Here is a 24768-nt window from a genome sequence, read left to right on the forward strand (position 1 = left end):
ACTAGAAGTTGAGGAAAATCTTGTTCTCAACCACCGTGACGGGATACGTCGCCAGATCAGATTCCGCGGGCAGACCCATACACTTGCCAGTGCGGATGTTGAAGAGGGCACCATGCAGGGGGCACTCGACGGTGTCGCCCTCCACGAATCCGTCGGTCAGCAGCGCGTAGGCATGCGGACAGACGTTGTCGGTTGCGAAGAACTCGCCATCGACTCGGTAAATTGCAATCTTCTTGCCCTGGCCTTCGTAGGCGAATGGGGCATCCTGCGTGACTTTTTCGCATGCGGTGATAAGTTGAAGCGTCATGACGGCAAGCGACTAGGCGGCAGACTCTGCCGCGCTGTTAGGCATCAGTTCGCCGTGATGACGATCCAGGAAGTCGCTCATCTCTCCAAGCTCGGAAACGACGTCAAGCGGCACAACCGCGTAGGCGCTGCCGTCCTTGACGGTTTCGCGGAACTTCGCAAGGCTCTCTTCGGACTTGACGTACTCGAGCAGGCGCCGCCGGCTACGGACGATCGCGATGTCGGTCGCGAGCAAGAATTCCTTCTCGCGATCGACGATGCGGCCTTCGGTTCCCGGGAGGGCCAGCATGCCCTCCTGCATGGCACGGTCCTGGTCGTTGAGACCGTGAATACCGGAGGGGCTCGACAGGCTCGCTCCCTTGCGGTCGATCATGTAGTTGTTCCGCTGGTTCCGAACGGGAACGAACGTGTCGATGATGGCGCCCGTGTTCAGGCGATACGGTTCATAGACGCTATCTGGTGGGAAGGCCAACCCCTTGCCGATGTAGTCCAGGAATGCTTCGGGAAGATCGCCCTTGAGGTAGTAGTTGAAGTCCCAGGTATAGGTGTTGTGGTCATCGATCGGAATGAACGCACGGCCGCCCACCGGGAAGTCTGCACTGGGGATGGAACTGAAGCACGGCGCCATGAACTGAGAAACACGCCAATAGAAATTCTCGTCGGCGTTGCGCCGCGCGATGCCGATGACCCCGATCTCGGTGTCCTTGGCGTAGAGCTTTGGCGTGATGTCAACCGCCGAGTACGGACGGTGCACCGGCGAGGTTGCCATCGTCGCCGGGTTCGTGTGAAGAATCGAGACGTGCGAGCTGTCAAGTTCTCCTTCCATGCCCTGCAGCCAGTTCGATTCCTGAATCCACACCGTTGCGTTGCGCTGCGACTTGGGCAGGTCGATCCAAGGGAACAGCGGGAGCGCCGGCGGTTCACCACTGCCCATGAACACCCAAACGATGTCGGCCTTCTCCTGTGTTTTGTAGGCGGTCAGCTTGACCTTCTTGCAGATGGACTGATCTGTTGAATTCTGCATCTCTAGGCAGTCGCCTTCAGCGTTGTACAACCAACCGTGGTAGTTGCAGCGGATGCCCTCTTGTTCTACTCTGCCGTAGAAGAGAGGCGCTAGGCGGTGCGCGCAGTTGGCCTGAACGATGCCAACCTCACCTTTGCCGTTGCGGAATGCGACGAGCTCTTCGCCAAGCAGCTTCAGCCGCACCGGCGCGCCGCCGGGTTCGGGCAGTTGAGTTGAGGGCAAAGCTGGGAGCCAAATGGAGCGGAAAAGTTCGCCGACCGGCGTGCCCTTGCTCACGTGGGACAGTACATCGAGCTTGTTAACGAGTGCCATGGTGTGTTTCCTTATCGAGACTCGAATCAAAGGGTGAGGAAGCCGCCGTCAACCGGGAGGATGACGCCGGTCACGAAGGACGCAAGATGCGACGCCAGGAAGACGGCAGGCCCTGCCATCTCGCCCGCGCGGCCAGCGCGCTTCATCGGTGTGTGTGACATGACGAACGCGACGCGGTCAGGGTTTGCCCGAGAGACTGCGGTTTGAGGGGTTTCGATAAAGCCTGGCGCGATGGCATTGACCCGCACGCCGTGCTGGGCCAAATCCGCCGCCAGCGACTTGGTCAACATCGCCACTCCCCCCTTGCTCGCGGCATAGGCCGTCGTGAAGTTCGGAGCTGCCGTGAACGATTGAATCGATGCAAGGTTGATGATGTTGCCCTTAGTGCGCTTCAGTTGATCCAGAAAGGCCGTGATGCCGTACATCATCCCATCCAAGTTCACCGCCATGACTTCCCGCCAAGTGCCGAAGTGGCCTTCCTCGCCGAATTGGCCGCGGCGATGGATGCCCGCGTTGTTCACGAGGATGGATACGTCGCCGGCTAGCTCGTGGACGCGAGATGCCGCAAGCCGCGCCTGGTCGGGGTCAGAGACGTCCCAACGCACTGACCAAGCGGTCCCTCCCTGCTGCTCGATCAGCGCGCCGGTTTCCTCAGTGGTCTGCATGTTGACGTCGGCGACCACTACCTTCGCGCCCGCTGCGGCCAGGCCGATAGCAATTTCGCGGCCCATCCCTTGACCGGCCCCAGTCACCACGGCCACCTGACCGTCCAACAACGGACTGCCGTTAAACTCAATCATCTAGTTGCTCCTGCTTTTCATTCGAAACATGGTCAGATCGTCAGCCATTGACGATGGACGCGCTCAGCGTCGGCTTTGAAATCGGCGATAGAGAGGGTCTCCACGACTTTCCCTTTGGACATCACGAGGATGCGGTCGGAGATGCGCTCCGTGAGATTGAGGTTCTGCTCGACAAGCAGGACTGCAACCCCCTCGGACTTCAGAAGTTTGACCACGTCACCGATCTGTTGGACCACCATAGGTGCCAACCCCTGCGTCGGCTCGTCCAGCATCAAGACCTTGACGTCCGTTACCAGCGCTCGCGCAATCGCAAGCATTTGCTGCTCGCCGCCAGAGAGGGCGTGGCCGGCGTTTTTTATGCGGCGTTGAAGGTGGGGAAAGAGGTCGAGCACCCGCTCTTCGGTCCAAGTCTTCGGCTTGGTGCGCTGGCCCACGCGCAGGTTCTCAAGGACCGTCAATGCCGGGAAGATCTGCCTGCCCTCGGGCACGTAACCGATGCCCGCTCTCACCATCTCGTGCGCTGGCTTTCCGCTCAGGTCGAGGCCGTCGATCGACACGGTTCCGGAGGACGCTCGCACAAGTCCCATTACAGTCTTGAGCGTCGTGGTCTTGCCCACGCCGTTTCGCCCGATGATTGCAGTCACTTCCCCCTTGGGCACCTGAAGATTAACGCCGAAGAGAACCTTGCCGGATCCGTATCCGGCTTCCAGCTTATCCACCTTAAGCATGTGCGACTCCCAGGTACGCGCGCTGGACCGCCGGATCGTTTCGCACCGCCTCCGGGTTGCCATCGGCGATCTTGCGCCCCTGGTCCAGTACAACAATGCGGTCTGCGACTCCGAACACAACCTCAAGGTCGTGCTCCACCAGTAGCACTGCGATGGGGGAGTCCTCCAGCAGCGACTTGAGCAATCTCACCGTCCCGCGTGTCTCTTCGACCGACATGCCTTGCGTGGGCTCGTCCAAGAGGACCAACTTTGGCTGAAGCGCCAGGGCCGTCGCGATTTCGAGCAGCCGTTGATCTCCATGAGACAACTGACCGGCCGTTCGATCTGCGCAATCGGTCAGGCGGACGCGTGCGAGCCAGGTCATGGCCTCCGCCTCGGTCTCTTGCACAAAAGCCTTTGACGCTATCGGCTGAAGCCGCCCGGCGGACCTGGCTTGAACTGCCAACCGGACGTTCTCCAGGGCCGTCAGTTCCGGGAACAAACAGGTAATCTGATACGTGCGGCTCAGCCCCTTCTGGGCCAGGTCGTACGCTGATAGGTGTTCGACACTCTCCTCTGCGAAGCGCACGGTTCCAGCGGTCTTCCTGATCGCACCCGCAATCAGATTGAACACGGTGCTCTTGCCCGCACCGTTTGGGCCAATGAGCGCGACGACCTCGCCAGCGTCAACTGTGAGGCTCACGTCATCCACTGTCGTGACTGCTCCCCAGCGCTTCGTAAGACCAAAACATTCAAGAAGCGGCATTTTTCTCTCCGACATGGGGGGCGCGGCGCTGCGAAATCTTGGCCGAAATCGAAGTCTTGATGCCCCACAAGCCCTTCGGTGCAGCAATAACAACGATGATGAAAAGCAGCCCCATCACCAGAGGCCAACTGTCGGTGATTGCGCTCAACTGATGGTGAGCGAGAATGATCAGAGCCGCTCCGATCATCGGTCCGATCAGGGTGCCCGTTCCGCCGAGGATGACGGCGATGATGACGTGCCCCGACAGCATCCAGTGCAAGATCTCCGGCGAGACGAACAACAGGAACCCTGCGTGGAGCGCCCCCGCCACGCCCGCGAGGGCGCCTGAAACCACGAACGCGACAATGCGCAAGGTCCGAGGCACATATCCAATCGCACTGGCTCGTCGTTCGTTCTCACGAACCGCGACGATGGCTCTGCCCATTGCAGAGTTCATGAACCCTCGGGTCAACCAGTATGTTGCAAAGACAACAACCAGGACGAGCCAGAAATACCCATCGCGGGATACGAAGCCCTCGAATCCGAAGGGGCCGGCGTTGCGTGCGAAGCCGGTCAGGCCATCCGAACCGCCAGTAAGCGTGTTCCATTTGAAGACGATCGCGTAGCCCAGCTGCGCGAAAGCCAACGTCAGCATTGCGAAGGCGATCCCGCTAGCCCGTGTGCTCAGCCAACCGATTGGAACTGAGAGGAGTGTTGCAACCAGCACGGCGCCGCCGAGCGCGAAGGGCAACGGCCAGCCAGCCAGCAGCGCAAACGCGCATGCATAGGCACCGACACCGTACGGCAGCACATGACCGAATGAGAACAGGCGGGCGTAGCCCATCTGAACGTCCAGGCTCATCGCGAACAGCGCGAAGATCAGTATCTCCGTCAGTAGCGTGACTTGAAAGCTCTGCAGGGCTAGCGGGGCCGCCGCCAAGAAGGCAACGACAGGAACGGCGTACTTCATCACTCTTCTTCTCCAAACAAGCCGCCCGGGCGGTACAGCAGAACGCCAATCATCAAGAGGTAAGTAAACACTAGCGAAAAGTCGGGAAAGTAAAAGTTGCCGAACGACTGGGTGGTCGCAACGAGCAAGCTGCCGACGGCGGATCCGAGGAAGCTTCCCATGCCACCGATCATCACGATGACGAACGATTCGATGATGGCCGCACTGCCCATGCCGATGTAACCCGTGATCAATGGAACGGCGAGGTAACCACCCAGCCCCGCAAAAGCGCACCCGACAGCGAAGGTCAGCGTTCGGATGGTCCCGACATTGACCCCTAGGGCCTGAGTCATCTCTGCATTTTGGGAAATCGCACGGATGAGGAGCCCTAGCCGCGACTTTAGGATGACGATTGCAAGGATGCCCAAGGCGGCCATTCCGAACGCGATCAGGAAGACGCGGTAAAGTGGAAACGGCTCCTCAATGACGAACACCACCCCGGCAAGGGCTTCGGGCAGTTGAACGTCGCGACTGTTCGATCCCCAACCCAGGCGGGTGGCTTCGGTGAGCACGAGGCTCAGCCCAAACGTGATGAGAAGGAAGCTGCTTGCGTCCCGCTTGTAAAGGTGGCGCAGAAGCCCCGATTCGAAAACGGCTCCAATGACCGCGGCGCTCAGCGCCGCAAGCAGAAGTCCGGCCCAGAAGTTTCCTGCCCATTGAGCCGCCGAGATACCGACGTAGGCGCCAAACATGTACATCGCCCCGTGGGCAAAGTTCATGATGCGCATGATGCCGAAGATCAGCGTCAAGCCCACCGTGAGCATTGCCAGGAGCGATGCCAGGGATAGCGTGTTCAGCCCGAGGTTGAGCCAAAGTTGCAACACACTCATAGTGCGTCTTTCGTAGGGTTCAGTTTTCTAGGGAAAGGACCACCGGTGACCGCTCGCGTCAAAACGAGTCCTTGCGGCAGGCCGGCATGACTGCTTCCGCCCCGAACGTCTCGATGATCTTGGGAACTGGGTAGCTCGCATCGGCGCTCTTTTCCAGACGCGCAATGAAGACACTTTGCTCGCCTTGCTGGTCGCAGGCCCGCAGCTTTACCTTCCCTTTGACCGATTCGATCTCGAGGTCAACCAGAGCTTTCCTGACCGCCATTGCGTCAACAGACTTCGAGCGCCGCACCCCTTCCGCCAGGAGGCTCAGGCCCTGCCAGGCCTCACCGTCCCAAGTGTCTGGAATTTCGCTGTACTCAGCCCGAAAGATGCGCACGAACTCCTTGTTCGCCGGTGCATCGTACGCGTAGTTGTACTGGCTCACACCATACAACCCGATCGCCGCGTCGCCTAGCGGGCGCGTATTCAACAAATCCAGCACCTCGGTCACGATCTGCATCTGCTCGCCCAGCCGGTACTGACCCGCCTGCTTAAGAAAGGCGGTGGCGTCATCGCCGCTCATAGCGACGTAGAGCACTTCCGGCTTGGCCTGGCGAATACGAGCGATGTAGCTGGAGTAGTCCTTGGTTCCCAGAGGCGTCAGGACGTTGCCCACTGTTTGCTTGCCCAATCCGCCGATGAGTTGCTCGAACGTCGAGAGACTGTTCTTTCCCCAGGCATAGTCTTGGGCAATGGTGAAGAACTTAGTCTTGGGTGACTTGGCGAACCACAACGAAATCGCGCGGGCACGCATGGGACCAGATGTGCAGGTCCGGAACGTGTTCGGAACGAAGTGTTGTGCCGTCAGCGAGCCAACGCCGCTGATGCCTGCCAAGTACAGGGCGTTCCAGTCTGCAAGGCGGGGCATGATCGCCAGGGACTCGCCGCTGGAGATGACCCCCGTGATGAACTTGATGCCACGGCCTTCGATCAGCTCCGAGGTCTTCCGGACGCATGCCGCAGGGTCGCCCTGCGTGTCCTCGAAGAAAAACTCGACCTGACGGCCATCGATGCCGCCCTTGGCGTTCATTGTCTTTGCGAAGAGGCGGCAGGTGCGCTGGACCTGTGATCCTAGTGCCGACCAATTACCGGTGATGCCTGTCGGCACACCGATTCGCACCGCCTCCGTTGATTGCGCCCAGGTGGGCTGAAAAGTAGCTGCCAAACCTGCGCCTGCCGCGCCGACCAAGAACCCTCTGCGATCGATACCCATGCTGTGCTCCTTGTGATTGCCGGGCAATGCTATATTCGTCATATACATCTGTCAACTAGGGTAGTTGAGGAATGCAAGCATCATTTTTTCGGGGCACATTTTGTTCCTTTGTGGTGCGCCATGGCCCCATACAACCCCAACCTGGACGTTCATATGACATCGATTTCGCCCCGCTCACGACCGATCTACATGGACTACATGGCGACGACCCCGCCCGACCCGAGGGTGGTCGCAGCCCTGCTCCCTTACCTGGTGGAGCACTTCGGCAACCCCGCCTCGCGCAGTCATGTGTATGGGTGGGAGGCTGAAAGTGCCGTGGAGACGGCTCGTGGCCACGTCGCAAGCCTCCTGGGCGCCGACCCGCGTGAGGTTGTCTGGACCTCCGGTGCCACCGAGGGCAACAACCTCGCCATCAAGGGCGCCGCTCACTTCTACCGCGGCAAGGGCAAGCACATCGTCACGCAGAAGACGGAGCACAAGGCTGTTCTGGACACCTGCCGAGAACTGGAGCGCGAAGGCTTCAGCGTCACATACCTCGACGTTCAGAGCGACGGACGCGTGTGCATCGATTCGGTGCGAGAAGCCCTACGGGAGGATACGATTCTCGTGTCGGTCATGATGGTCAACAATGAGATCGGCGTGATCAATCCAGTTGAGGAGATCGCGCAGTTGTGCCGAGACCGAGGGATCGTTTATCACTGCGACGCTGTGCAGGGTGCGGGAAAGATCCCGATCGACCTCAGCACGTTCAGCGCCGACCTGTTGACCGTGACCGCGCACAAGGTCTACGGACCCAAGGGCATCGGGGCGCTGTACGTCCGTCGCAAGCCGCGGATTCGCATCGAGGCGCAGATTCATGGTGGAGGTCATGAGCGCGGGATGCGATCCGGCACCCTTCCGACTCATCAGATCGTGGGCATGGGCGAGGCTTTTCGCCTTGCGAAGATCGAGATGGAGACGGAGTCGGCCCGCGTGAAGGAGTTGCGCGACCGGCTCAGCGCAGGCCTGACCAGAATGGAAGAGGTGTACATCAACGGCAGCCTCGAGCACCGGGTACCACATAACCTCAACGTGAGCTTTAACTACGTCGAGGGGGAGTCACTCATCATGGGAATGAAAGACGTCGCCGTGTCTTCGGGTTCCGCTTGCACCTCGGCCTCGCTGGAGCCGTCTTTCGTGCTTCGCGCGCTGGGTCGCAGCGACGAGCTCGCCCACAGCTCCATTCGGTTCACGCTTGGACGGTTCACAACCGAGGCAGAGGTCGATGCAGTGATCCTGCAAGTCACGGAAACCGTCGAGAGGCTTCGGCTGCTGAGCCCGTTGTGGGACATGTACAAAGAGGGGATCGATATCTCGACGATCAAATGGGCCGCGCATTGACGCTGTGCGAAGCGACTGAAATGGTTCACTGCCAGTTTTAGCCGCTGTGCAATCGCGTTTACGTGCGAGCGAGGCCTACAAGGAGGGGTACTCGCCTTGAGTCGCGACGGCTGATTCACTTGGGGCATACACGCAATGCACTGGTCCCAAGTTGTCGACGACATCGCGCATGAAACGCCGAACGAGCCTGAAGAAGGTCTTTTTATCAATCATTTCACTCTAGGTCTAGACCCGATGATCTTAGCGGCGGTCAGTTCCGGGCACTCCTCTTGTTGACTTGCCTTACGATGAACTCCGGGGTCATCTCTCGCTTAATCCGCCCTCCGCGTACGAAACTGTCTGGCCGCGAACGCCCATGTCATGCGAGAAGCGTCGGGACCTCGCGCATCGGTGTAGGGTTGCTTTGAGGAACCGCCGCTCCACGCATGTCCCAACTTGGCGATCTCGACCAGTGTGGCCACAGTGCTGCTGCTGCGCTTGTAATCCGTGACGTTCGTGGAATACCTGCGTCCTCTCTGCACCGTGCGCTCCCTGACGGTCGTGGCCCCAGCCGCCTCGGCCCACCTCTGCACTGCCGCCTGACCATTGCTGAAAGCCACCACGCGATCCGAGCCCCCGTGGATCACCATCAGTGGAGGCCACGACATTGCCTTTGCGCCACGCGTCGCAATCAACGGCTTCGTCGCACGTCGGCCCTGCATGGCGCCCAGCACAGTGAGGCTCGAATGCGCAGTCCCTGGTGGAATGCCCGAGTGCATTACCACCGCTTTAAAGCGTTCTGGGTGCTTGGCTGCCAGCAGCGCAGCCATACTAGCGCCAGCCGAGAGTCCCGCTACCGCAACGCGGGACCGGTCCACTGGATACATTAGGCAGACTTGGTCGACGGCCTTCATGATCAGCGAAGCCTCCCCATACGCGCGTCCCGCAGTAGTATCAAACCAGTTCCAGCAGCCCTGGGCGTTAGATACACGGTCTTGCTCCGGATAGAGCACAAGAAATCGCTCGCGCGCTGCTACGCCGTTCATTCGGGTGCTCGTCGCGAAGCTCTTTGCGTCCTGCAAGCAGCCATGCAGCATGACCATCAACGGTAGTCGCTCACCGACCATGACGCCGGGTGGCCGGTAGAGCTGAAAGCGGCGCATCCCGGTGGAGCCCATCGCAACTCCCGCGATCCATTGCCCGGTGCCAGGAGGCGGTCGAAGCCTTTTTACAGTCGGCTCGATCGCCTCGCCGATGACCCGGGCGCTTGTGCGCAGGGTACTGCGCGACATCGCCGCAAAACTGCGGGCGAAGATCTTGGTCCAGGTGATCGATTTTCGAACTGCCATTCAGCGACGCGTTTCGTCAGAGTGCCTCGACCAGGTCTGGCACGGCCGTGAACAGGTCGGCGACCAGGCCGTAGTCGGCCACCGAGAGGATCGGCGCCTCTTCGTCCTTGTTGATCGCCACGATCACCTTGGAGTCCTTCATGCCCGCCAGATGCTGGATCGCGCCCGAGATGCCGCAGGCGATGTAGAGCTGCGGGGCGACGATCTTGCCGGTCTGGCCGACCTGCCAGTCGTTCGGGGCGTAGCCCGCGTCCACCGCCGCGCGGCTGGCGCCCAGCCCCGCGTTGAGCTTGTCGGCCAGCGGCGCCATCACTTCCTGGAACTTCTCGGCGCTGCCCAGGGCGCGGCCGCCCGAGACGAGGATCTTGGCGGCGGTCAGTTCGGGGCGCTCGCTCTTGGTGACTTCGCGGCCGACGAAGCTCGACTTGCCGCTGTTGGCGACGCCGTCCACGGTTTCGATGGCCGCGCTGCCACCCGTGGCGGCTGCCGCATCGAAGCCCGTGGTGCGCACGGTGACGACCTTGATCGCATCGCTGCTCTGCACGATCGCGATCGCGTTGCCCGCGTAGATCGGCCGCTCGAAGGTGTCGGGGCTGTCGACCTTGGTGATGTCGCTGATCTGGGCGACATCCAGCAGGGCTGCCACGCGCGGCGCCACGTTCTTGCCGTTGGCGGTCGACGGGAACAGGATGTGGCTGTAGTTCTTGGCGATGGCGAGCACCTGGGCGGCGACGTTCTCGGCCAGGTTCTCGGCCAGGGACGGGCTGTCGGCGACGATCACCTTGGCGACGCCTGCGACTTGAGAGGCGGCCTTGCCGGCTTCGGCGGCGTTGGCGCCGGCCACCAGCACGTGGACGTCGCCGCTGGCGCAGGCGAGGCCTGCGGTCACGGTGTTGAGGGTCGCCGGCTTGAGCGTGGCGTGGTCGTGTTCGGCAACAACAAGTACGGTCATGATCAGATCACCTTGGCTTCGTTCTTCAGCTTGTCCACCAGCGTGGCGACATCCGGCACCTTGATGCCGGCGCCGCGCTTCGGCGGCTCAGAGACCTTCAAGGTCTTCAGTCGCGGCTTGACGTCCACGCCGAGGTCCTCGAGCTTCACGATGTCCAGCTGCTTCTTCTTCGCCTTCATGATGTTGGGCAAGGTCACGTAGCGCGGCTCGTTCAGGCGCAGGTCGGTCGTGATGACGGCCGGCAGTGACAGGGAGATGGTCTCCAGGCCGCCATCCACTTCACGCGTCACGTTGACCTTGTCGCCGGCGACTTCGACCTTGCTGGCGAAGGTGGCCTGCGGCAGATCCGCCAGCGCAGCCAGCATCTGGCCGGTCTGGTTGGCGTCGTCGTCGATCGCCTGCTTGCCCAGGATGATCAGGCCGGGCTGCTCCTTGTCGACCAGCGCCTTGAGCAGCTTGGCCACGGCCAGCGGCTGCAGCTCTTCCGTGGTCTCGACCAGGATGCCGCGGTCGGCGCCGATGGCCATCGCGGTGCGCAGGGTCTCCTGGCACTTCGCGTCGCCGCACGAGACCGCGATGATCTCGGTGGCGGCGCCCTTCTCCTTCAGGCGCACGGCTTCTTCGACGGCGATCTCGTCGAAGGGGTTCATGCTCATCTTGACGTTGGCAATGTCGACACCGGTGCCGTCGCTCTTCACGCGCACCTTGACGTTGTAGTCGACGACCCGCTTGACGGGAACAATGACCTTCATAGCAATCCTCAGGAAGAATCTCACCCAAAGGGACAGGGGTGCACGGGTAGGCCCAACATGTCGACGCACCTCAACGACGACTGAGCGGCACCTACGCTTTGCGGCTGTGCCGCGCAAGTTTGGATGATGGTCTGGGCCCTAATCCGATCGCTTGCAGCGGTCAGCGTCGCGCCGCCCCACGACTACGCCGCGCGCCTAGAGCGGCACTAGCCAACGCGTTTGAGTACCGACTTGAAGCGCGCCGACTTCTGAGCGTACTCGCGAGCACCAGCGGCGATCCCCTCAATCGCTTCCGGTGTCAACGTGCGAGTCACCTTCGCAGGAGCTCCGATGATCAACGAATTGTCCGGAAAGGTCTTGTTCTCGGTGACCACCGCACCGGCCCCTACCAAACAGTTCTTGCCTATCACGACCCCGTTGAGCAACACGGCCTGGATGCCAATCAAGGAACCGTCGCCCACCGTGCAGCCATGCACCATGGCTTGATGCCCGATCGTGACGTTCTCGCCGATCACGAGGGGAAAGCCTGGATCGCAATGCAGCACGGCGCCCTCCTGCACGTTGCTGCCTTCGCCGATGGTGATCGGCTCGTTGTCCGCGCGCAGAACGGCGTTCGACCAGACGCTGCTGTGAGCGGCAAGCGTGACGCGCCCGATCACCGTGGCCGCGTCGGCTACATATGCGGTCTCATCGATCTGCGGGCGTTCGTCGCCAATGCTATAGATGGGCATGCTTTTTCCTAGGGGTGCAATGCTTCAACGCGCTAGGCGGGCAGGAGACCCGCGGCGATGAATCCGCCGTCCACGCTGATGATCTGACCGTTCACGTAGGACGATGATTCTTCGTCGAGCAAGAAGCCCACGGTGTTGGCGATTTCCTTGGGACTACCGTACCGCTTCATTGGAACTTGCTGTTCCCAAAGCAGCTTGCCTGCGTCACCGTGGGCTGCAGCAGCCAATGGCGTCTCGATCGGCCCAGGGCACACGCAGTTCACCCTGATGTGGTGACGCGCAAGTTCGTTGGACATGACCTGTGTGAGATTCACCAAAGCCGCCTTTGTTGCGCCGTAAGCCGAGCGCCCCTTGTTGCCGATCAGACCTGAGACCGAGGAAATGTGCACGATGCTTCCGCCTCCCGTGCCAACCATCCGCTTCGCCACTTCACGGCTGATCACAAACGTGCCGACCAGGTTCACCTCGAGCATGTCGCGTAAGGTTTTCGAGGTCGTCTCAAGGAAGGGAATGTCGGTGCCGAAGCCGGCGCTGTTGACCAAGCCTGAGATGGCAGTTCCGGCCGGGATGTTGGATGAGAGCACTTGCATCATCGCCTCTTCATCGGTGACGTCAAGTGCCGCGAAGGCTGCGCTTGCTGTGTACTCCTTGAGAGCAACCCGCGCACTTTCGAGGTTGGCTTCTGAATGGTCCAGTACGAGTACTGAACGGCTGCGCGCGAGCAGCCAGGCGGCGGTGGCCAGACCGATCCCGGATGCTCCCCCGGTGACAATGGTGATTCCAGTGTTGTTCGTCATTGGGCGCTTCCGGTGGGTGTAAAGGATGAGGGCTCGATGACGAGCTCAAAGGTGACCAGGACAGGGTTGTCGCCCCGCCGAAGGCGGCCTTCACTCAAGCCCCCGAGGTGATCGACCAGAGCGACGTCGATCTGTGCTTCCAGCTCGTTCGCCGCGTTCACACTGATCTTTCCTTGGCGGATGAACACTTCAGTGACGAAAGGTTCGACCACTCGACCGTCTTCAAAGCTGGTTCCAACCAGGCTTCCGACTCCACCACGGACGTTCGCGCTGGTGATACCGCGAGCGCGGCACTCCTCTTCCAAGGCCGTGCACAGGTCCTCGTTGGCCCGGACCGCGAGCGCGAATGCGCCTTTGCCATCGGCCGCGCCCTCGCCCCTTGCCTTTGGCTCGAACAGCGAGAACGAAGTCTCCGGACTCGGTGTGACCTCAAACGCCGCGCCTTTCAGAAACCACATCGACGCCTCGATGGGCTCCGCGATCAGCGCCTCGTTGGGAACGACATGCCCGCCGAGCCGATTGCCGGCCGCATCGCGCCAGATGCCATGACAGTGCAGCCAAGGCTGGTTGTCGCGCCGACCGATCGTGACGCCGGCGGCCTCCAGTCGTACAAGTCCCTCCGGTTCGTGGCGGCCGCTGAAGTACACAGCATGCGCTGGCGTCGGCGAAAGCGCAGGCATGTAGTAGACGAACGGGTCAAAGCCGCCTCCGTGAAGAGTGGCCACTGCACTGGTCGCGTCATAGCGCTTGAGCATGGCAGCCAACGAGTCGATCAGTGACGCCCCAGGTTCCAGTGGTACTCGGGCGTATTCCAGCCCGCAGTCGACCGTGAGTCGGCGTTGGGCGTTGACCGGGCCGGGGTGTTCAATGCGTCGCATGGCTACCCGCCACTGTCTTGAGGTCTACGGCAACGCCTCGGCGGGCCAGCTCATCCTTCACCATGCGCTTCGGAACCTTCCCGTAGCCCGATTTCGGAAGTGCTTCCCAGAAGTACACGTGCTTGGGCATCTTGTAGCGGGCGATGCGGGCGGACATCCAGTCGAGAAGGTCCTTCTCGCTCAGCAACGAGCCGTCCTTGCGCACACACACTGCGACGCCGATCTCGCCCCACTGCGCATCCGGCAAGCCCAACACTGCGACTTCGGTGATGTCGTCGTGCATGAGGATCTTTTCCTCGAGCTCTCGGGGATAGATGTTCGACCCGCCGGAGATGTACATGTCCGAAGAGCGGCCCGTGAGGAACACGAAGCCGTTCTTGTCCATGTGTCCCATGTCTCCAGTGCGGAACCAGCCATCCCGGAACGACTTGGCGTTGGCCTCGGGATTGTTGTAGTAGCCAACGAAAACCGCTGGGCCAACGACGCACACCTCGCCGGTTTCGCCGTATGGCAATTCGTTGCCGCCGTCGTCCTGAATCGAGATTTCCATGCCGGTACGCTCGTAGCCGCAGGTAGCGCCACGGGCCGCGGCCCCCTCGCCTTCATGCTCATGCGGGGGCAAGACGGTGATGTTTCCGGTCACTTCCCCGAGGCCGTAGTACTGAACGAGCACCGGACCGAGCTTGTTCAGCGCGAGTTGCTTGTCCGCCTCATACATCGGTGCGCCCGCATAGACGACGTAGCGCAAGCTGTAGTGGTCCCACTTGTCCACGCTCGGATGCTCAACCATCATCTTGAGGATGGTGGGTACGGTGAACAGGTTGGTCAGGTGGTGCTTCTCGATGAGTTCATAGGCCTGGTCGATGTCAAACCGGTCGGAGGGCAGCAGAACCGTCTTGGCCCCGCGCGCGACCATGTTCAGCTGGTGCACTCCCGCGCCGTGCGACAGAGGGGCAACGACCAGCGAGCCGTCTTCGCAAGTCGTTCCAGGAAGCAGGTCTGCCAAGTGGTTGTTGACCACAAAGGCGAGCTGACCATGGGTGAGGACGGCTGCCTTGGGTTTGCCGGTCGTGCCCGAAGTGAACAGGAACCAGCAAGGGCTGTCCCTTTCAACCGCGGCGTTGGGGACGGTCTGGCCAAGATGCGAAGTAATGAGGTCGCTGGCTCGTGGAAAGCGCTCATCCTGAGGCGCCTGCGCGCCCTCAAGCCAGATCACGTCCGTCCCGGGAAACTCTGCGCCTACTGCTGCCGCATACTCGGGAAAATCGCTTTGGCACAGGAAGACCCGGCTCTGCGCGACGCTCGCCATGTACACGACCTCATCGGGAGTGATCCGAAAGTTGGTTGGAACCCAGACCGCGCCCACGCGGAAGGTCGCGAACATCGACTCGAACATCTCGTTGCTGTTCTTCGAATGAATCAGCACCTTGTCGCCTGGACGAACCCCGCGCTCAATGAGAACTGCAGCAAGTGCGGAAACTCGAGCGTCGAACTGCGCCCACGTCCATGACGAAGCGCCCCAGACAAGTGCAAGGTGCTCGGGCAGCCGCCGCGCATTCTGCGTGACCCACGCACCCAGATTCATCACCCTGTGCGTAGCGGCTGGAATTTGTGGAGCTGCGGCTGTCATTTCGTGCGCTCCAGGATCGACACATAGTTGGTCACCGCAGCGCCACCCATGTTGAACACGCCAGCGAGCTTCGCACCCGGGATCTGCATGTCCCCCGCCTCACCCATCAGCTGCATGGCGGCCATGACGTGCATGGACACGCCAGTTGCGCCGAGCGGATGTCCTTTGGCCTTGAGGCCGCCGGAAGCATTCACTGGGAGCCGCCCATCCTTGCGCGTGATGCCTTCACGCACAACCTTCCACCCTTCGCCAGGCGCTGCGAGGCCCATGGCTTCGTACTCGAGCATCTCGGCGATCGTGAAACAGTCATGCGTCTCCACGAGGCTGAGGTCGTCAAGCGAGATGCCAGCGATTTCGCGTGCCTTGGTCCATGCACGGCGCGCGCCTTCAAAGGCGATCGGATCGCGTCGCGAGAGCGGCATCATGTCGTTCACTTGCGTTCGGGCGCGGAATCGGATCGCTCGTGCCATTGCCGCCGCGGTCTCTTCGTCCGCAAGCACAACGGCCGCAGCTCCATCAGAGACCAGCGAGCAATCGGTACGGCGCAGCGGGCCCGCAACCAGTGGGTTCTTGTCCGAGACGTTGTTGCAGAAGTCGAAGCCCACGTCCTTGCGGTAGTGAGCGAACGGATTGCTGACGCCGTTTGCGTGATTCTTCGCGGCGATCATTGCCATCTCTTCGCTGTGATTCCCGTACCGCTCGAAATATGCGCTGGCGATCTGTCCGAAGATTCCTGCGAAGCCTTCCGGGCTCTCCTCCTCCTTGCGATAGCAGCCGCTCAGCAGAATGCTGGGGATCATTCGCGAGGGGACCGCCGTCATCTTTTCGGCGCCGATTGCGAGTGCGATGCGGCCTCGACCACTTTCGATGTAGTCCATCGCGCTGTAGATCGCCGCTGAGCCGGTCGCGCAGGCATTCTCGAGATGGCTTGATGGCGTGAACCGCAAGCCAGGAACACCGAGGGAAACGAGGCCCCCTTCGAAGCCTTGCGGGGTGAGGCCGTTGTTGAAAACACCGACGGTGACGGAGTCGACATCCTCCGGGTCCACCTGCGCATGCTCGAGGGCTGCGCCGGACACCCGGGCGATGAGGGATTCGACATCGGGATCGTCGAGTTTGCCAAATGGGGTGTGGGCCCAACCCACGATAACAGCGCGCTTAGACATAGGAATCGTCTCCTTGGTGAACAGGATTGCGGCCGGACGACCGCTGGTGGTGGACCGCCCCGAGTTGCGGCTCGGAGTCGGATGGTTTGCTGGCGCCTCCGAGAAGCTGCTCCAGCAAGGTCTTTTCGTTTGTCAGTAGCGCCGCGATCTCTTTGATGCGACCCCCGGTGAATCGGCTTTCGACGCCGGCGATCGTGAGCGCGGCGCGGGTATGGCTTCGTGCGTCGCGCAACGCCACCGCGATTCCCCACGAGCCCGTGATGACGTAGCCAGCATTGAGCGCGTATCCATTTCGCTTCGTCTCGGCAATTTGCTGACGAAGCGCGTCCAGGGGGTGGCCCGGGTAGTTCGCGGCCAACCGCTCAGCGTTCACGGCCAAGACCTCGGCTATCTCCTCATCGCTCAACGCGGCAATCAATGCAAGTCCCGCGGCTCCCGCGCCGAGAGGATGTCGGTCTCCGGGCTGCAGGACGTGCGAGCGCAGAGGAAAGGATCCCTCTTCGCGCGACAAACACACCCACTCTGTCCCGCGCTGAACACTCAGCAGTGCAGCGTCGCCCGAAAGAGTCGCGAGCCTGACCAGGCTGTCCGCCGCCAACCGGTGGATCCCGAAGCGCTCTGCTGCGATCACGCCAAACGCGTAAGCCTCAGGGCCCAAGTGGTATCTGCGGCTTTCGAGGTCTTGCTCAACCATGCCGTTGTCAATCAAGGAGATGAGCAACCGCCGCGTCGTCGGCTTGGTCAACGCTGTCAAACGCACCAGGTCGGACAAGGCCAACCCGGCTCCTCGAGCCCCGGAGATCAGTCGAACGAGGTGGATGGCCCGGTCGAGGGTTTGGCTTGCCGAAGCTGCTCCGCGTTCGGACTCGTCCCGTTCACTGTTGTCGCTCATGGCTTGTCTCCAGGCAAAGGTCCAATTATTGGACCTCTTCACTTTACACATGGTCCATATATTGGACCTCTCTATTTCCCTGCACCACTCTAGGCGTAAGCCCGAGTATTGACGGCCGAAGTGTACGAGGTTCTAATTCGTTCCACAACGTTTTTTCTATCGGGTCCATATATTGGACCTCTAAACAGGAGACAGTCATGATCGATCGCCGACAGTTCGTAAAGGGCATTTCCGCGGCATGCGTCGCGTCTTCGGGTCTGGCAGTGCTGCGCAGCGCACACGCGGCCGAATTCAGCTATCGCATCGCACACACAACGCCAGCGACGCACCCACTTCACATCCGGCTCACCGAGGCCGCCGAACGGATCAAGACGGACACGAAGGGGCGCTTCGAACTGCAGGTGTTCCCTGCCGACCAGCTCGGCTCGCAATCGGATGTGCTGGGCCAGGTGCGCTCCGGCGCGGTCGACTTCTTCATGCTTTCGGGCGTCATCCTGTCCACATTCGTACCGAACTCCGCCATCAGCGGCGTGGGCTTCGCGTTTAAGGACTACGACACCGTCTGGAAGGCCATGGACGGCGGCCTCGGCGCTTTCATCCGAGGTGAGATCGCAAAGAGCAAGTCGATCTTTGCCTTCGAGAAGATCTGGGACAACGGCTTCCGGCAAATCACCAGTTCCTCGCGCCCGGTGAAGGCGCCCGCGGATCTGCAGGGCTTGAAGATCCGCGTTCCACCGTCGGCCATGTGGACGTCGCTGTTCAAGGGGCTGGGTGCAGCACCCACCACGATCAATGCCAACGAGCTGTATTCGTCGCTGCAGACCAAGATCGTCGACGCTCAGGAAAATCCCTTGGCGGTCGTATCGACCTTCAAGCTCTACGAGGTTCAGAAGTACGTCTCCATGACCAATCACATGTGGGACGGTTTCTGGTTGCTGGGGAATCGGGCAGCATTCGATGCGCTGCCCAAGGACATCCAGGAAATCGTGTCCAAGCATCTGAACGCCGGTGCGTTGGCAGAACGGGAAGACTTGGTGAAGCTCAACACAAGCTTGCGCGACGAACTGGGCAAGAAGGGCCTCCAGTTCGTGACGCCTAAGCCAGAAGAATTCCGCGACAAGCTCCGCACCGCCGGCTTCTACAAGGAGTGGCAAGGGAAATTTCCCGCCGCTGGCTGGTCCCAGCTCGAAGCCGCTGTCGGAACGCTCTGAGCGTCACCATCATGAAGGCAATTTCTACTGTGCCCATGCCGGTCACGAGTGGGCCGTTGCAGGTGGCGGAGCGGGCTCTGTTCCGCTTAGCCGCCGTGATTAGCGCGATGCTTCTCACGGGGGTTATCGGGCTGCTTTTCGCCGGCGTCGTTGCGCGCTACGTGTTCCACGTTCCGATCACCTGGTCGGACGAGCTCTGCTCGATCTTTTTCCTGTGGCTGGCGATGCTGGGCGCCGCACTTGCGACGCAACAGGCATCGCACATGCGCATGACCGCGCTGGTGACGATGCTCGGCGAGAAATGGAGCAGCTTCTTCGGGTCGCTTTCGCTGACCACCGGATTGGCCTTTCTTCTTCTGGTTCTCGGACCGGCCTACCACTACGCCAGCGAAGAAGCCTTCGTAACCACCTCTGCCCTGGAGATCTCCAACGCATGGCGGGCGTCTGCGGTCCCGGTAGGCGTCGCCTTGATGATCTGTTTCAGTCTCTTCCGGTTGATCGATACCGTGAAGGACAAGCAGGCCGTCGCGGCGATCGCATTGGTCGGCATCGCGGTGCTCGGGTTCTGGCTGTTCGGCTCGAACCTGAAGGGCGCTGGCTACATCAACCTGGTGATCTTCTTCTTGGGCGTAGTGTCGATCTGTGTGTTCGCGGGCGTTCCCATTGCCTTCGCCTTCGCTCTTGCCACGTTCGGATTTCTCGCGCTGACAACGCGGGTCCCCATGCTGACGCTCGTCGGGCGCATGGACGAGGGGATGTCACACCTCATGCTGCTCGCAGTTCCAACGTTCATCTTCCTGGGGCAGCTGCTCGAAATGACCGGCATGGCGAAAGCGATGATCCAGAGCCTCGCGGGCTTGCTCGGGCACATCCGTGGTGGCCTGTCATACGTGCTGGTTGGCGCGATGTACCTCGTCTCCGGTATCTCAGGTTCGAAGGCGGCGGACATGGCTGCAATCGCGCCAGCCCTGTTCCCCGAAATGATCAAGCGCGGTGCCAAGCCGGGCGAACTGGTTGCCCTGCTCTCGGCGACTGGTGCTCAAACGGAAACGGTGCCCCCTTCGATTGTGCTCATCACGGTCGGGTCGGTCGCGAGCGTTTCGATCGCAGCGCTATTCACAGGCGGCCTCGTTCCTGCCCTGGTGCTTGGGATCTTCCTGTGTTTCGTTGTCGGATACCGCTACCGCAAGGAAGATCTTTCGGGCGTGCAGCGCGTGTCGAAGAAGCAGGCGTTCAAGCTCTTCCTTATCGCTGCGCCGGCCATCGCGCTACCCTTCGTGATCCGCGCCGCGGTTGTCGAAGGCGTCGCGACAGCCACCGAGGTGTCGACCATCGGGATCCTCTACTCGATCATCATCGGCATCGTGCTCTATCGCCAGTTTGACTGGCGCCGGCTCGGTCCAATGCTCGTAGAGACCGTCATCCTTTCGGGTGCAATTCTGCTCATCATCGGCGCTGCCTCGGCAATGGCCTGGGCGCTTACGCAGTCCGGTTTCTCGCGAGATCTGGCCGAGTTCATGAAGGCGCTTCCGGGCGGACGGACCACGTTCCTCATCGTCTCGATCGTGTCCTTCATCATCCTGGGTAGCGTTCTCGAAGGAATCCCCGCAATCGTCCTGTTTGGGCCCCTGCTGTTCCCGATTGCGCGTGCGTTGGGGGTGCATGAGGTTCACTACGCGATGGTCGTGGTCCTGAGCATGGGACTCGGGCTATTCGCGCCTCCGTTCGGCGTGGGCTACTACTCCGCATGCGCCATCGGCAACGTCGACCCTGAAAAAGGGATTCGTCCGATCTGGGGCTACATGGCCGCTCTGTTTCTGGGCCTTGTTCTTGTCGCCGCGTTCCCGTGGCTCTCAATTGGCTTCTTGAAGAACTAAATCATGACTGATCGTTTGAGCGGCAAAGTTGCCGTCGTCTTTGGCGCGGGCGGCCCCCCTGGGGAATGGAGCAACGGAAAGGCGGCGGCCGTTGCCTACGCTCGGGAAGGTGCGATCGTCGTGGCGATCGATCGCGTCACAGAAGCGGCCGAGGATGCGGCGAAGGTCATCCAGAGCGAGGGCGGTCAGGCGCTTGCCTTGACTGCGGATGTCACCAATACCGAATCGGTGAATCTGGCTGTCCAAACCGCCATGGAAAAGTTCGGCAGGATCGACATCCTTCACAACAACGTCGGAGTGGTGATCCCAGGCGGACCCCTCGAAACCGACGATGCCAGTCTGCAGCGGAGCATGGACCTGAACGTCGGCTCACTGCATCGCACTGTGCGCGCCGTCCTGCCGCACTTCCTCGCACAGGGAAGTGGTTCGATCGTGAACATCTCGTCCTTGTCGGCGATTCGGTGGAGCGGGTACTCGTACTTTGGCTACTACGCTTCCAAAGCTGCTGTGAACCATGCGACAGTCGCAATCGCCTTGCAGTACGCCGACAAGGGCATTCGAGCCAACGTGATCATGCCCGGTGTCATCGACACGCCGCTGGTCTACAAACAGATTGTTGGCCAGTACAAGACGGTTGAAGAAATGAAGCTCGCAAGGAGCAACGCAGTTCCTATGAAGAGATGCGGATCTCCGTGGGATATTGCCAATGCCGCAGTCTTCTTGGCATCGGACGAAGCGCGCTTCATCACCGGCGTCTGTCTGCCCGTAGACGGTGGCCATTCATGTGGACTGCCTGGCCTGATCTGAGGTAGCTGGCCGCGCAAACTCTTTGCATGCGCTCGCCAATTCTGGGCTGACGCGTTGACTCAGGTCACGCGGTACTCAGTCCCCATCAGTCAATAGCGCTGCTTGGCGCTGGTCCCGGCTGCGGCCTATTCGGACCAGTGGAATGCGACGCCCAATGGTCCTTTGACCGGGCCCATGCCGGCCCTTTTTTTCAGGAGACGAAGCAATGAGATACATCGATCGAAGCAGCCTCACCTTCGGGGGAAGCATTGTTGGCATAGCTGTCGCGACCACCCTCACCGCCTGTGGAGGTGGGAGCGGCGGTTCCTATGGGTCATTTCCAATCGCCACCACACCATCGGCACAGGCACAAGATCCTTGCGCATCTATGACGGGAGTGACGCTCAACGGCGGGACCGTTACCGGCGCCCAATCAATCGGAGCAGGCGACTACACACCGCCCAACTTAGCGCCGGGCGAACCGTCCCCCTTGACCGGTCTGCCGGCATTCTGCCGCGTTACCGCGACGATTAAAACCAGCCCTGACTCGAACGTCGGCGTAGAAGTGTGGCTGCCAAAGGATAATTGGAATGGCCGATTCCTAGGGACAGGCAATGGTGGTCCAGCCGGGTCCATCACTTACTACACCGGTTTGAGGGAAGGGCTGATCCGAGGGTTCGCGGTGGCAAACACCGACTTGGGCACAGCACCCGACATCACCACAAGAGAGGGCCATCCCCAGCGGTGGATCGATTTTGGCAATCGTGCAACTCGCGAGATGACCGTGGCAGGAAAGTCGATGGTCAACGCGTTTTACAAGACTGCTCCGAAATACTCATACTTCCAAGGCTGCTCAACCGGTGGGCAACAAGCGTTGATAAACGCACAGAGATACCCCAAGGACTATGACGGAATCATCGCTGGAGCGCCGGGGAACGATCGCACTCATCTGAACATGTCGTTCATCTGGAACTACAAGGCATTCAAGGCACCAGGAGCTGCGCTGACTCCAGGGAAGGTCAAAATGGTGATGAGCAAATCATTGGCGACGTGCGTCGGCAAGGACGGCGGCAGCCCCACTGATACGTTCCTGACCGATCCTCGGCAGTGCAACTTCGATCCCGAGACGTTGCCGCGTTGTACCTCAGGCGACGGAGATGATTGCGTCACGCAGCCGCAAGTGGATGCGTTGAAGAAGTGGTACGCGGGCCCCACCAATCCGAGGACAGGTGAGAGGATCTATGGCGGCGTGCCGTTTGGGTCCGAGGCTGTCGCGTATGGTCCGGCCGACCAAGTAGCTTCTTGGTGGCCAGCGCAACAGTTCTACCCGTTTTACTGGCTCTTTGGCAAAGACTGGGACTACAACACCTTCGACTTCGATCGTGACGTCGACACGGTTGACGCTCAACTCGCATCCATTCTCAATGCGAACAATCCCGATCTCAGCGCGTTCAAGGCCAATGGGGGAAAGATGATCATGTACACCGGAGCCCAAGATCCCGCCGTGGTTTACACCGGAGCAGTAAACTACTATGAACGTGTAGTCAATGCAGAAGGGGGGGACATTGCTGCAACGCAGAGTCACTTCCGCTATTACCTCGTGCCGGGTATGGGCCACTGCAGTGGCTTGGACGGCGGCGACGGGGGCACCGAGTTTGGGCAACCGTATTCAGCCTATGTCCCCTCGGACCCAAAGGGAGACATCCTGCTCCAGATGGTGGATTGGGTGGAGAAGCAGAAGGCCCCAGAAGAAATCATCGGGACCTCATATACAGCCAGCGGGCAGATCAAAACGCAAAGGCCACTCTGCGTGTATCCCAAACTACCCGCGTATCAGGGCGGCGATTCGACGAAGGCAAGTAGCTTCGTGTGCAAGGACGCACCACGTGGCAATGTCCCGGCACCTGCCGAGAGATACCTCCTCAATTGATCTTCAAGGCGCCCACCCCTGACGGGGTTGGTGCCAGCGCGAATCCTCGACCCTTGCTACCGCGAAGGTCAGGGAGTGGATCAGCGCGAAGCGCTGAGAGCAAACGCGAGCGCAGCCACGCCAGGAACAAAGCAAACGGAGAAAAGAGATAAAAGCATTTTGCTCCCACTACTTCCAAGCGAAGGTGCCTGGGTTGGATGTTAGTATATACCCTTAGGTGAAAACCCTTGGTTTTTTTCTGGTGAATGGCCACGGGCGGTTTCCGGCCGTTCAACGTGAGGCTCGACGTAATGAAAACACTGGCGTCGTGCCGAGCGTCTTCTCCTCCGGAAGACTGCGCGTCAATCGGAAGTCGTGTTCGCACTGCGCATCTGTATGCCCTCAGGCGCGCTGATCTGGCACGACGAGGACACGGTCCCCTATGAATGCGACGGCCTCACCGCCTACCGCCAGCGCCCGCTGGTGGTTGCCTTGCCCGAAACTGAAGCGCAGGTCGCTGCCGTGCTCAAGGCGTGTCTGGCGCTCGGCGTACCCGTCGTGGCGCGCGGCGCTGGCACCGGCCTCTCTGGCGCAATGCCCAATGCGATGGGCGTGACGCTCTCGCTCGCCAAGTTCAACCGCAGTCGATGCGCGGCTTGCTTCCCGAGACGCTCAAGGCCAAGGTGCCCGTGCCACGGAAGGCCGGGGAATGGCCCACGCGCACCCACACGCGCAAGATGCTTGATGCTCGCCGGCTGCGTGCAGCCCGCGATGGCGCCCCACGTCAACAGCGCCACGGCACGCGTGCTCGACGCGGCCGGCATCGAGACGGTCATCGCACCCGGCGCGGGCTGCTGCGGCGCGGTGAAGTGCCACCTCAACGATCACGAAGACGGCAAGGCGCAGATGCGCGCCAACATCGACGCCTGGTGGCCGCTGGTCGAACGTGAGGAGGTCGAGGCGATCGTGATGAACGCCTCGGGCTGCGGCGTGACGGTGCGCGAATACGGCCACATGCTCAAGGGCGACGCGGCCTACCTCGAGAAGGCGGAGCGCATCAGCGCGTTCACCCGGGACTTGAGCGAATTGCTGCCCGAGTTGGTACCGCTGAAGGGCCGCGTCCGCGCGTCGCGCGGCGTCATCGCCTACCACCCGCCCTGTACATTGCAGCACGGGCAGAAGCTGCGCGGCGGCGTCTTGAGGAACCTTCGCGCACTGGGCTTTGACGAGCAGGTGACGCTCAATGAATCGCACCTGTGCTACGGTTCGGCCGGGACCTATCCGGTCCTGCAACCCGAGCTGGCCTATCCGCTGCGTGACCGCAAGCTGGGCCATCTGAACCAGTTCAGGCCGACAACGATTGTGTCGGCCAACATCGGCTGCATCACCCATCTGCAAAGCGGCAGCGAGACGCCGGTGCGGCATTGGGTCGACCTGCTTGACGAGGCATTGGCAGCGTGAGGCGCCGCCTGTCTGATGAGATCAATCGAA

Annotated in this window: 23 protein-coding genes; 6 read left to right on the top strand and 17 right to left on the bottom strand. The window is 61.0% G+C overall.

Annotated features, from left to right (window positions below):
* Position 1: 1 nt before the first annotated feature.
* Genes QTI68_RS01670 through QTI68_RS01705 form a run of 8 tightly spaced genes read right to left on the bottom strand, consistent with a single transcriptional unit; the run spans position 2 to position 6988 of the window.
* Positions 2 to 307: a non-heme iron oxygenase ferredoxin subunit gene (locus QTI68_RS01670; protein ID WP_286519249.1), complete on the bottom strand. Its 306-nt coding sequence runs from the start codon at positions 305 to 307 to the stop codon at positions 2 to 4.
* A 12-nt stretch (positions 308 to 319) separates the two neighbouring features.
* Positions 320 to 1642 (bottom strand): Rieske 2Fe-2S domain-containing protein, encoded by a 1323-nt coding sequence (locus QTI68_RS01675; RefSeq protein ID WP_286519250.1) that lies wholly within the window; start codon positions 1640 to 1642, stop codon positions 320 to 322.
* 26 nt (positions 1643 to 1668) lie between these two features.
* Positions 1669 to 2442, bottom strand: a complete 774-nt coding sequence (locus QTI68_RS01680; protein ID WP_286519253.1) for an SDR family NAD(P)-dependent oxidoreductase — start codon at positions 2440 to 2442, stop codon at positions 1669 to 1671.
* 32 nt (positions 2443 to 2474) lie between these two features.
* A complete protein-coding gene (locus tag QTI68_RS01685; RefSeq protein WP_286519255.1) occupies positions 2475 to 3170 on the bottom strand; it encodes an ABC transporter ATP-binding protein in 696 nt (231 codons plus the stop codon).
* Positions 3163 to 3915 carry an ABC transporter ATP-binding protein gene (locus QTI68_RS01690; RefSeq protein ID WP_286519259.1) on the bottom strand — a complete coding sequence of 251 codons (753 nt, stop codon included), beginning with the start codon at positions 3913 to 3915 and terminating at the stop codon, positions 3163 to 3165. Before QTI68_RS01690 ends, QTI68_RS01685 begins: the two co-directional genes overlap by 8 nt.
* Entirely contained in the window at positions 3902 to 4864 is a 963-nt protein-coding gene (locus QTI68_RS01695; protein WP_286519260.1) for a branched-chain amino acid ABC transporter permease, read from the bottom strand. Before QTI68_RS01695 ends, QTI68_RS01690 begins: the two co-directional genes overlap by 14 nt.
* Positions 4864 to 5733 carry a branched-chain amino acid ABC transporter permease gene (locus tag QTI68_RS01700; protein ID WP_286519262.1) on the bottom strand — a complete coding sequence of 290 codons (870 nt, stop codon included), beginning with the start codon at positions 5731 to 5733 and terminating at the stop codon, positions 4864 to 4866. Before QTI68_RS01700 ends, QTI68_RS01695 begins: the two co-directional genes overlap by 1 nt.
* A 58-nt stretch (positions 5734 to 5791) precedes the next feature.
* A complete protein-coding gene (locus QTI68_RS01705; RefSeq protein ID WP_286519264.1) occupies positions 5792 to 6988 on the bottom strand; it encodes an ABC transporter substrate-binding protein in 1197 nt (398 codons plus the stop codon).
* A 153-nt stretch (positions 6989 to 7141) separates the two neighbouring features.
* Between QTI68_RS01705 and QTI68_RS01710 the strand changes: the two genes are divergently transcribed.
* Entirely contained in the window at positions 7142 to 8368 is a 1227-nt protein-coding gene (locus QTI68_RS01710; protein WP_286519266.1) for an IscS subfamily cysteine desulfurase, read from the top strand.
* 311 nt (positions 8369 to 8679) lie between these two features.
* Here the strand turns inward: QTI68_RS01710 and QTI68_RS01715 are convergent, their stop codons facing one another.
* The 9 genes from QTI68_RS01715 to QTI68_RS01755 all read right to left on the bottom strand — a co-directional run bounded on the left by QTI68_RS01715 (position 8680) and on the right by QTI68_RS01755 (position 17494).
* Positions 8680 to 9696, bottom strand: coding sequence for an extracellular catalytic domain type 1 short-chain-length polyhydroxyalkanoate depolymerase (locus QTI68_RS01715; protein ID WP_286519268.1), 1017 nt, complete (start codon positions 9694 to 9696; stop codon positions 8680 to 8682).
* Positions 9697 to 9712: 16 nt separating this feature from the next.
* A complete protein-coding gene (locus QTI68_RS01720) occupies positions 9713 to 10648 on the bottom strand; it encodes an electron transfer flavoprotein subunit alpha/FixB family protein (protein ID WP_286519271.1) in 936 nt (311 codons plus the stop codon).
* 2 nt (positions 10649 to 10650) lie between these two features.
* Positions 10651 to 11400: an electron transfer flavoprotein subunit beta/FixA family protein gene (locus tag QTI68_RS01725; protein ID WP_286519273.1), complete on the bottom strand. Its 750-nt coding sequence runs from the start codon at positions 11398 to 11400 to the stop codon at positions 10651 to 10653.
* Positions 11401 to 11606: 206 nt separating this feature from the next.
* Positions 11607 to 12131 (bottom strand): gamma carbonic anhydrase family protein, encoded by a 525-nt coding sequence (locus tag QTI68_RS01730; protein WP_286519274.1) that lies wholly within the window; start codon positions 12129 to 12131, stop codon positions 11607 to 11609.
* A 32-nt stretch (positions 12132 to 12163) separates the two neighbouring features.
* A complete protein-coding gene (locus QTI68_RS01735; protein WP_286519275.1) occupies positions 12164 to 12928 on the bottom strand; it encodes an SDR family NAD(P)-dependent oxidoreductase in 765 nt (254 codons plus the stop codon).
* Complete coding sequence (locus tag QTI68_RS01740) at positions 12925 to 13806, bottom strand: PPC domain-containing DNA-binding protein (RefSeq protein WP_286519276.1); 882 nt, start codon at positions 13804 to 13806, stop codon at positions 12925 to 12927. The genes QTI68_RS01735 and QTI68_RS01740 overlap by 4 nt, the downstream gene beginning before the upstream one ends.
* Complete coding sequence (locus QTI68_RS01745) at positions 13793 to 15436, bottom strand: acyl-CoA synthetase (RefSeq protein ID WP_286519278.1); 1644 nt, start codon at positions 15434 to 15436, stop codon at positions 13793 to 13795. The genes QTI68_RS01740 and QTI68_RS01745 overlap by 14 nt, the downstream gene beginning before the upstream one ends.
* Positions 15433 to 16602, bottom strand: a complete 1170-nt coding sequence (locus QTI68_RS01750) for an acetyl-CoA acetyltransferase (RefSeq protein WP_286519280.1) — start codon at positions 16600 to 16602, stop codon at positions 15433 to 15435. Before QTI68_RS01750 ends, QTI68_RS01745 begins: the two co-directional genes overlap by 4 nt.
* A complete protein-coding gene (locus QTI68_RS01755) occupies positions 16595 to 17494 on the bottom strand; it encodes an IclR family transcriptional regulator (RefSeq protein WP_286519281.1) in 900 nt (299 codons plus the stop codon). The genes QTI68_RS01750 and QTI68_RS01755 overlap by 8 nt, the downstream gene beginning before the upstream one ends.
* A 197-nt stretch (positions 17495 to 17691) precedes the next feature.
* Between QTI68_RS01755 and QTI68_RS01760 the strand changes: the two genes are divergently transcribed.
* The 5 genes from QTI68_RS01760 to glcF all read left to right on the top strand — a co-directional run bounded on the left by QTI68_RS01760 (position 17692) and on the right by glcF (position 24738).
* On the top strand, positions 17692 to 18705 hold the full coding sequence (locus QTI68_RS01760) for a TRAP transporter substrate-binding protein (protein ID WP_286519282.1): 1014 nt from the start codon (positions 17692 to 17694) through the stop codon (positions 18703 to 18705).
* A gap of 11 nt (positions 18706 to 18716) precedes the next feature.
* Positions 18717 to 20582, top strand: a complete 1866-nt coding sequence (locus tag QTI68_RS01765) for a TRAP transporter large permease (protein WP_503011615.1) — start codon at positions 18717 to 18719, stop codon at positions 20580 to 20582.
* A 3-nt stretch (positions 20583 to 20585) separates the two neighbouring features.
* Positions 20586 to 21389, top strand: a complete 804-nt coding sequence (locus QTI68_RS01770) for an SDR family NAD(P)-dependent oxidoreductase (protein WP_286519284.1) — start codon at positions 20586 to 20588, stop codon at positions 21387 to 21389.
* A gap of 205 nt (positions 21390 to 21594) precedes the next feature.
* Positions 21595 to 23298 (top strand): tannase/feruloyl esterase family alpha/beta hydrolase, encoded by a 1704-nt coding sequence (locus tag QTI68_RS01775; RefSeq protein ID WP_286519287.1) that lies wholly within the window; start codon positions 21595 to 21597, stop codon positions 23296 to 23298.
* Positions 23299 to 23652: 354 nt separating this feature from the next.
* A complete protein-coding gene (gene glcF, locus QTI68_RS01780) occupies positions 23653 to 24738 on the top strand; it encodes a glycolate oxidase subunit GlcF (RefSeq protein WP_286519288.1) in 1086 nt (361 codons plus the stop codon).
* Positions 24739 to 24768: the final 30 nt, after the last annotated feature.

It is taken from the genome of Variovorax sp. J31P207, assembly GCF_030316965.1.
Lineage (GTDB): Bacteria > Pseudomonadota > Gammaproteobacteria > Burkholderiales > Burkholderiaceae_C > Variovorax > Variovorax ginsengisoli_B.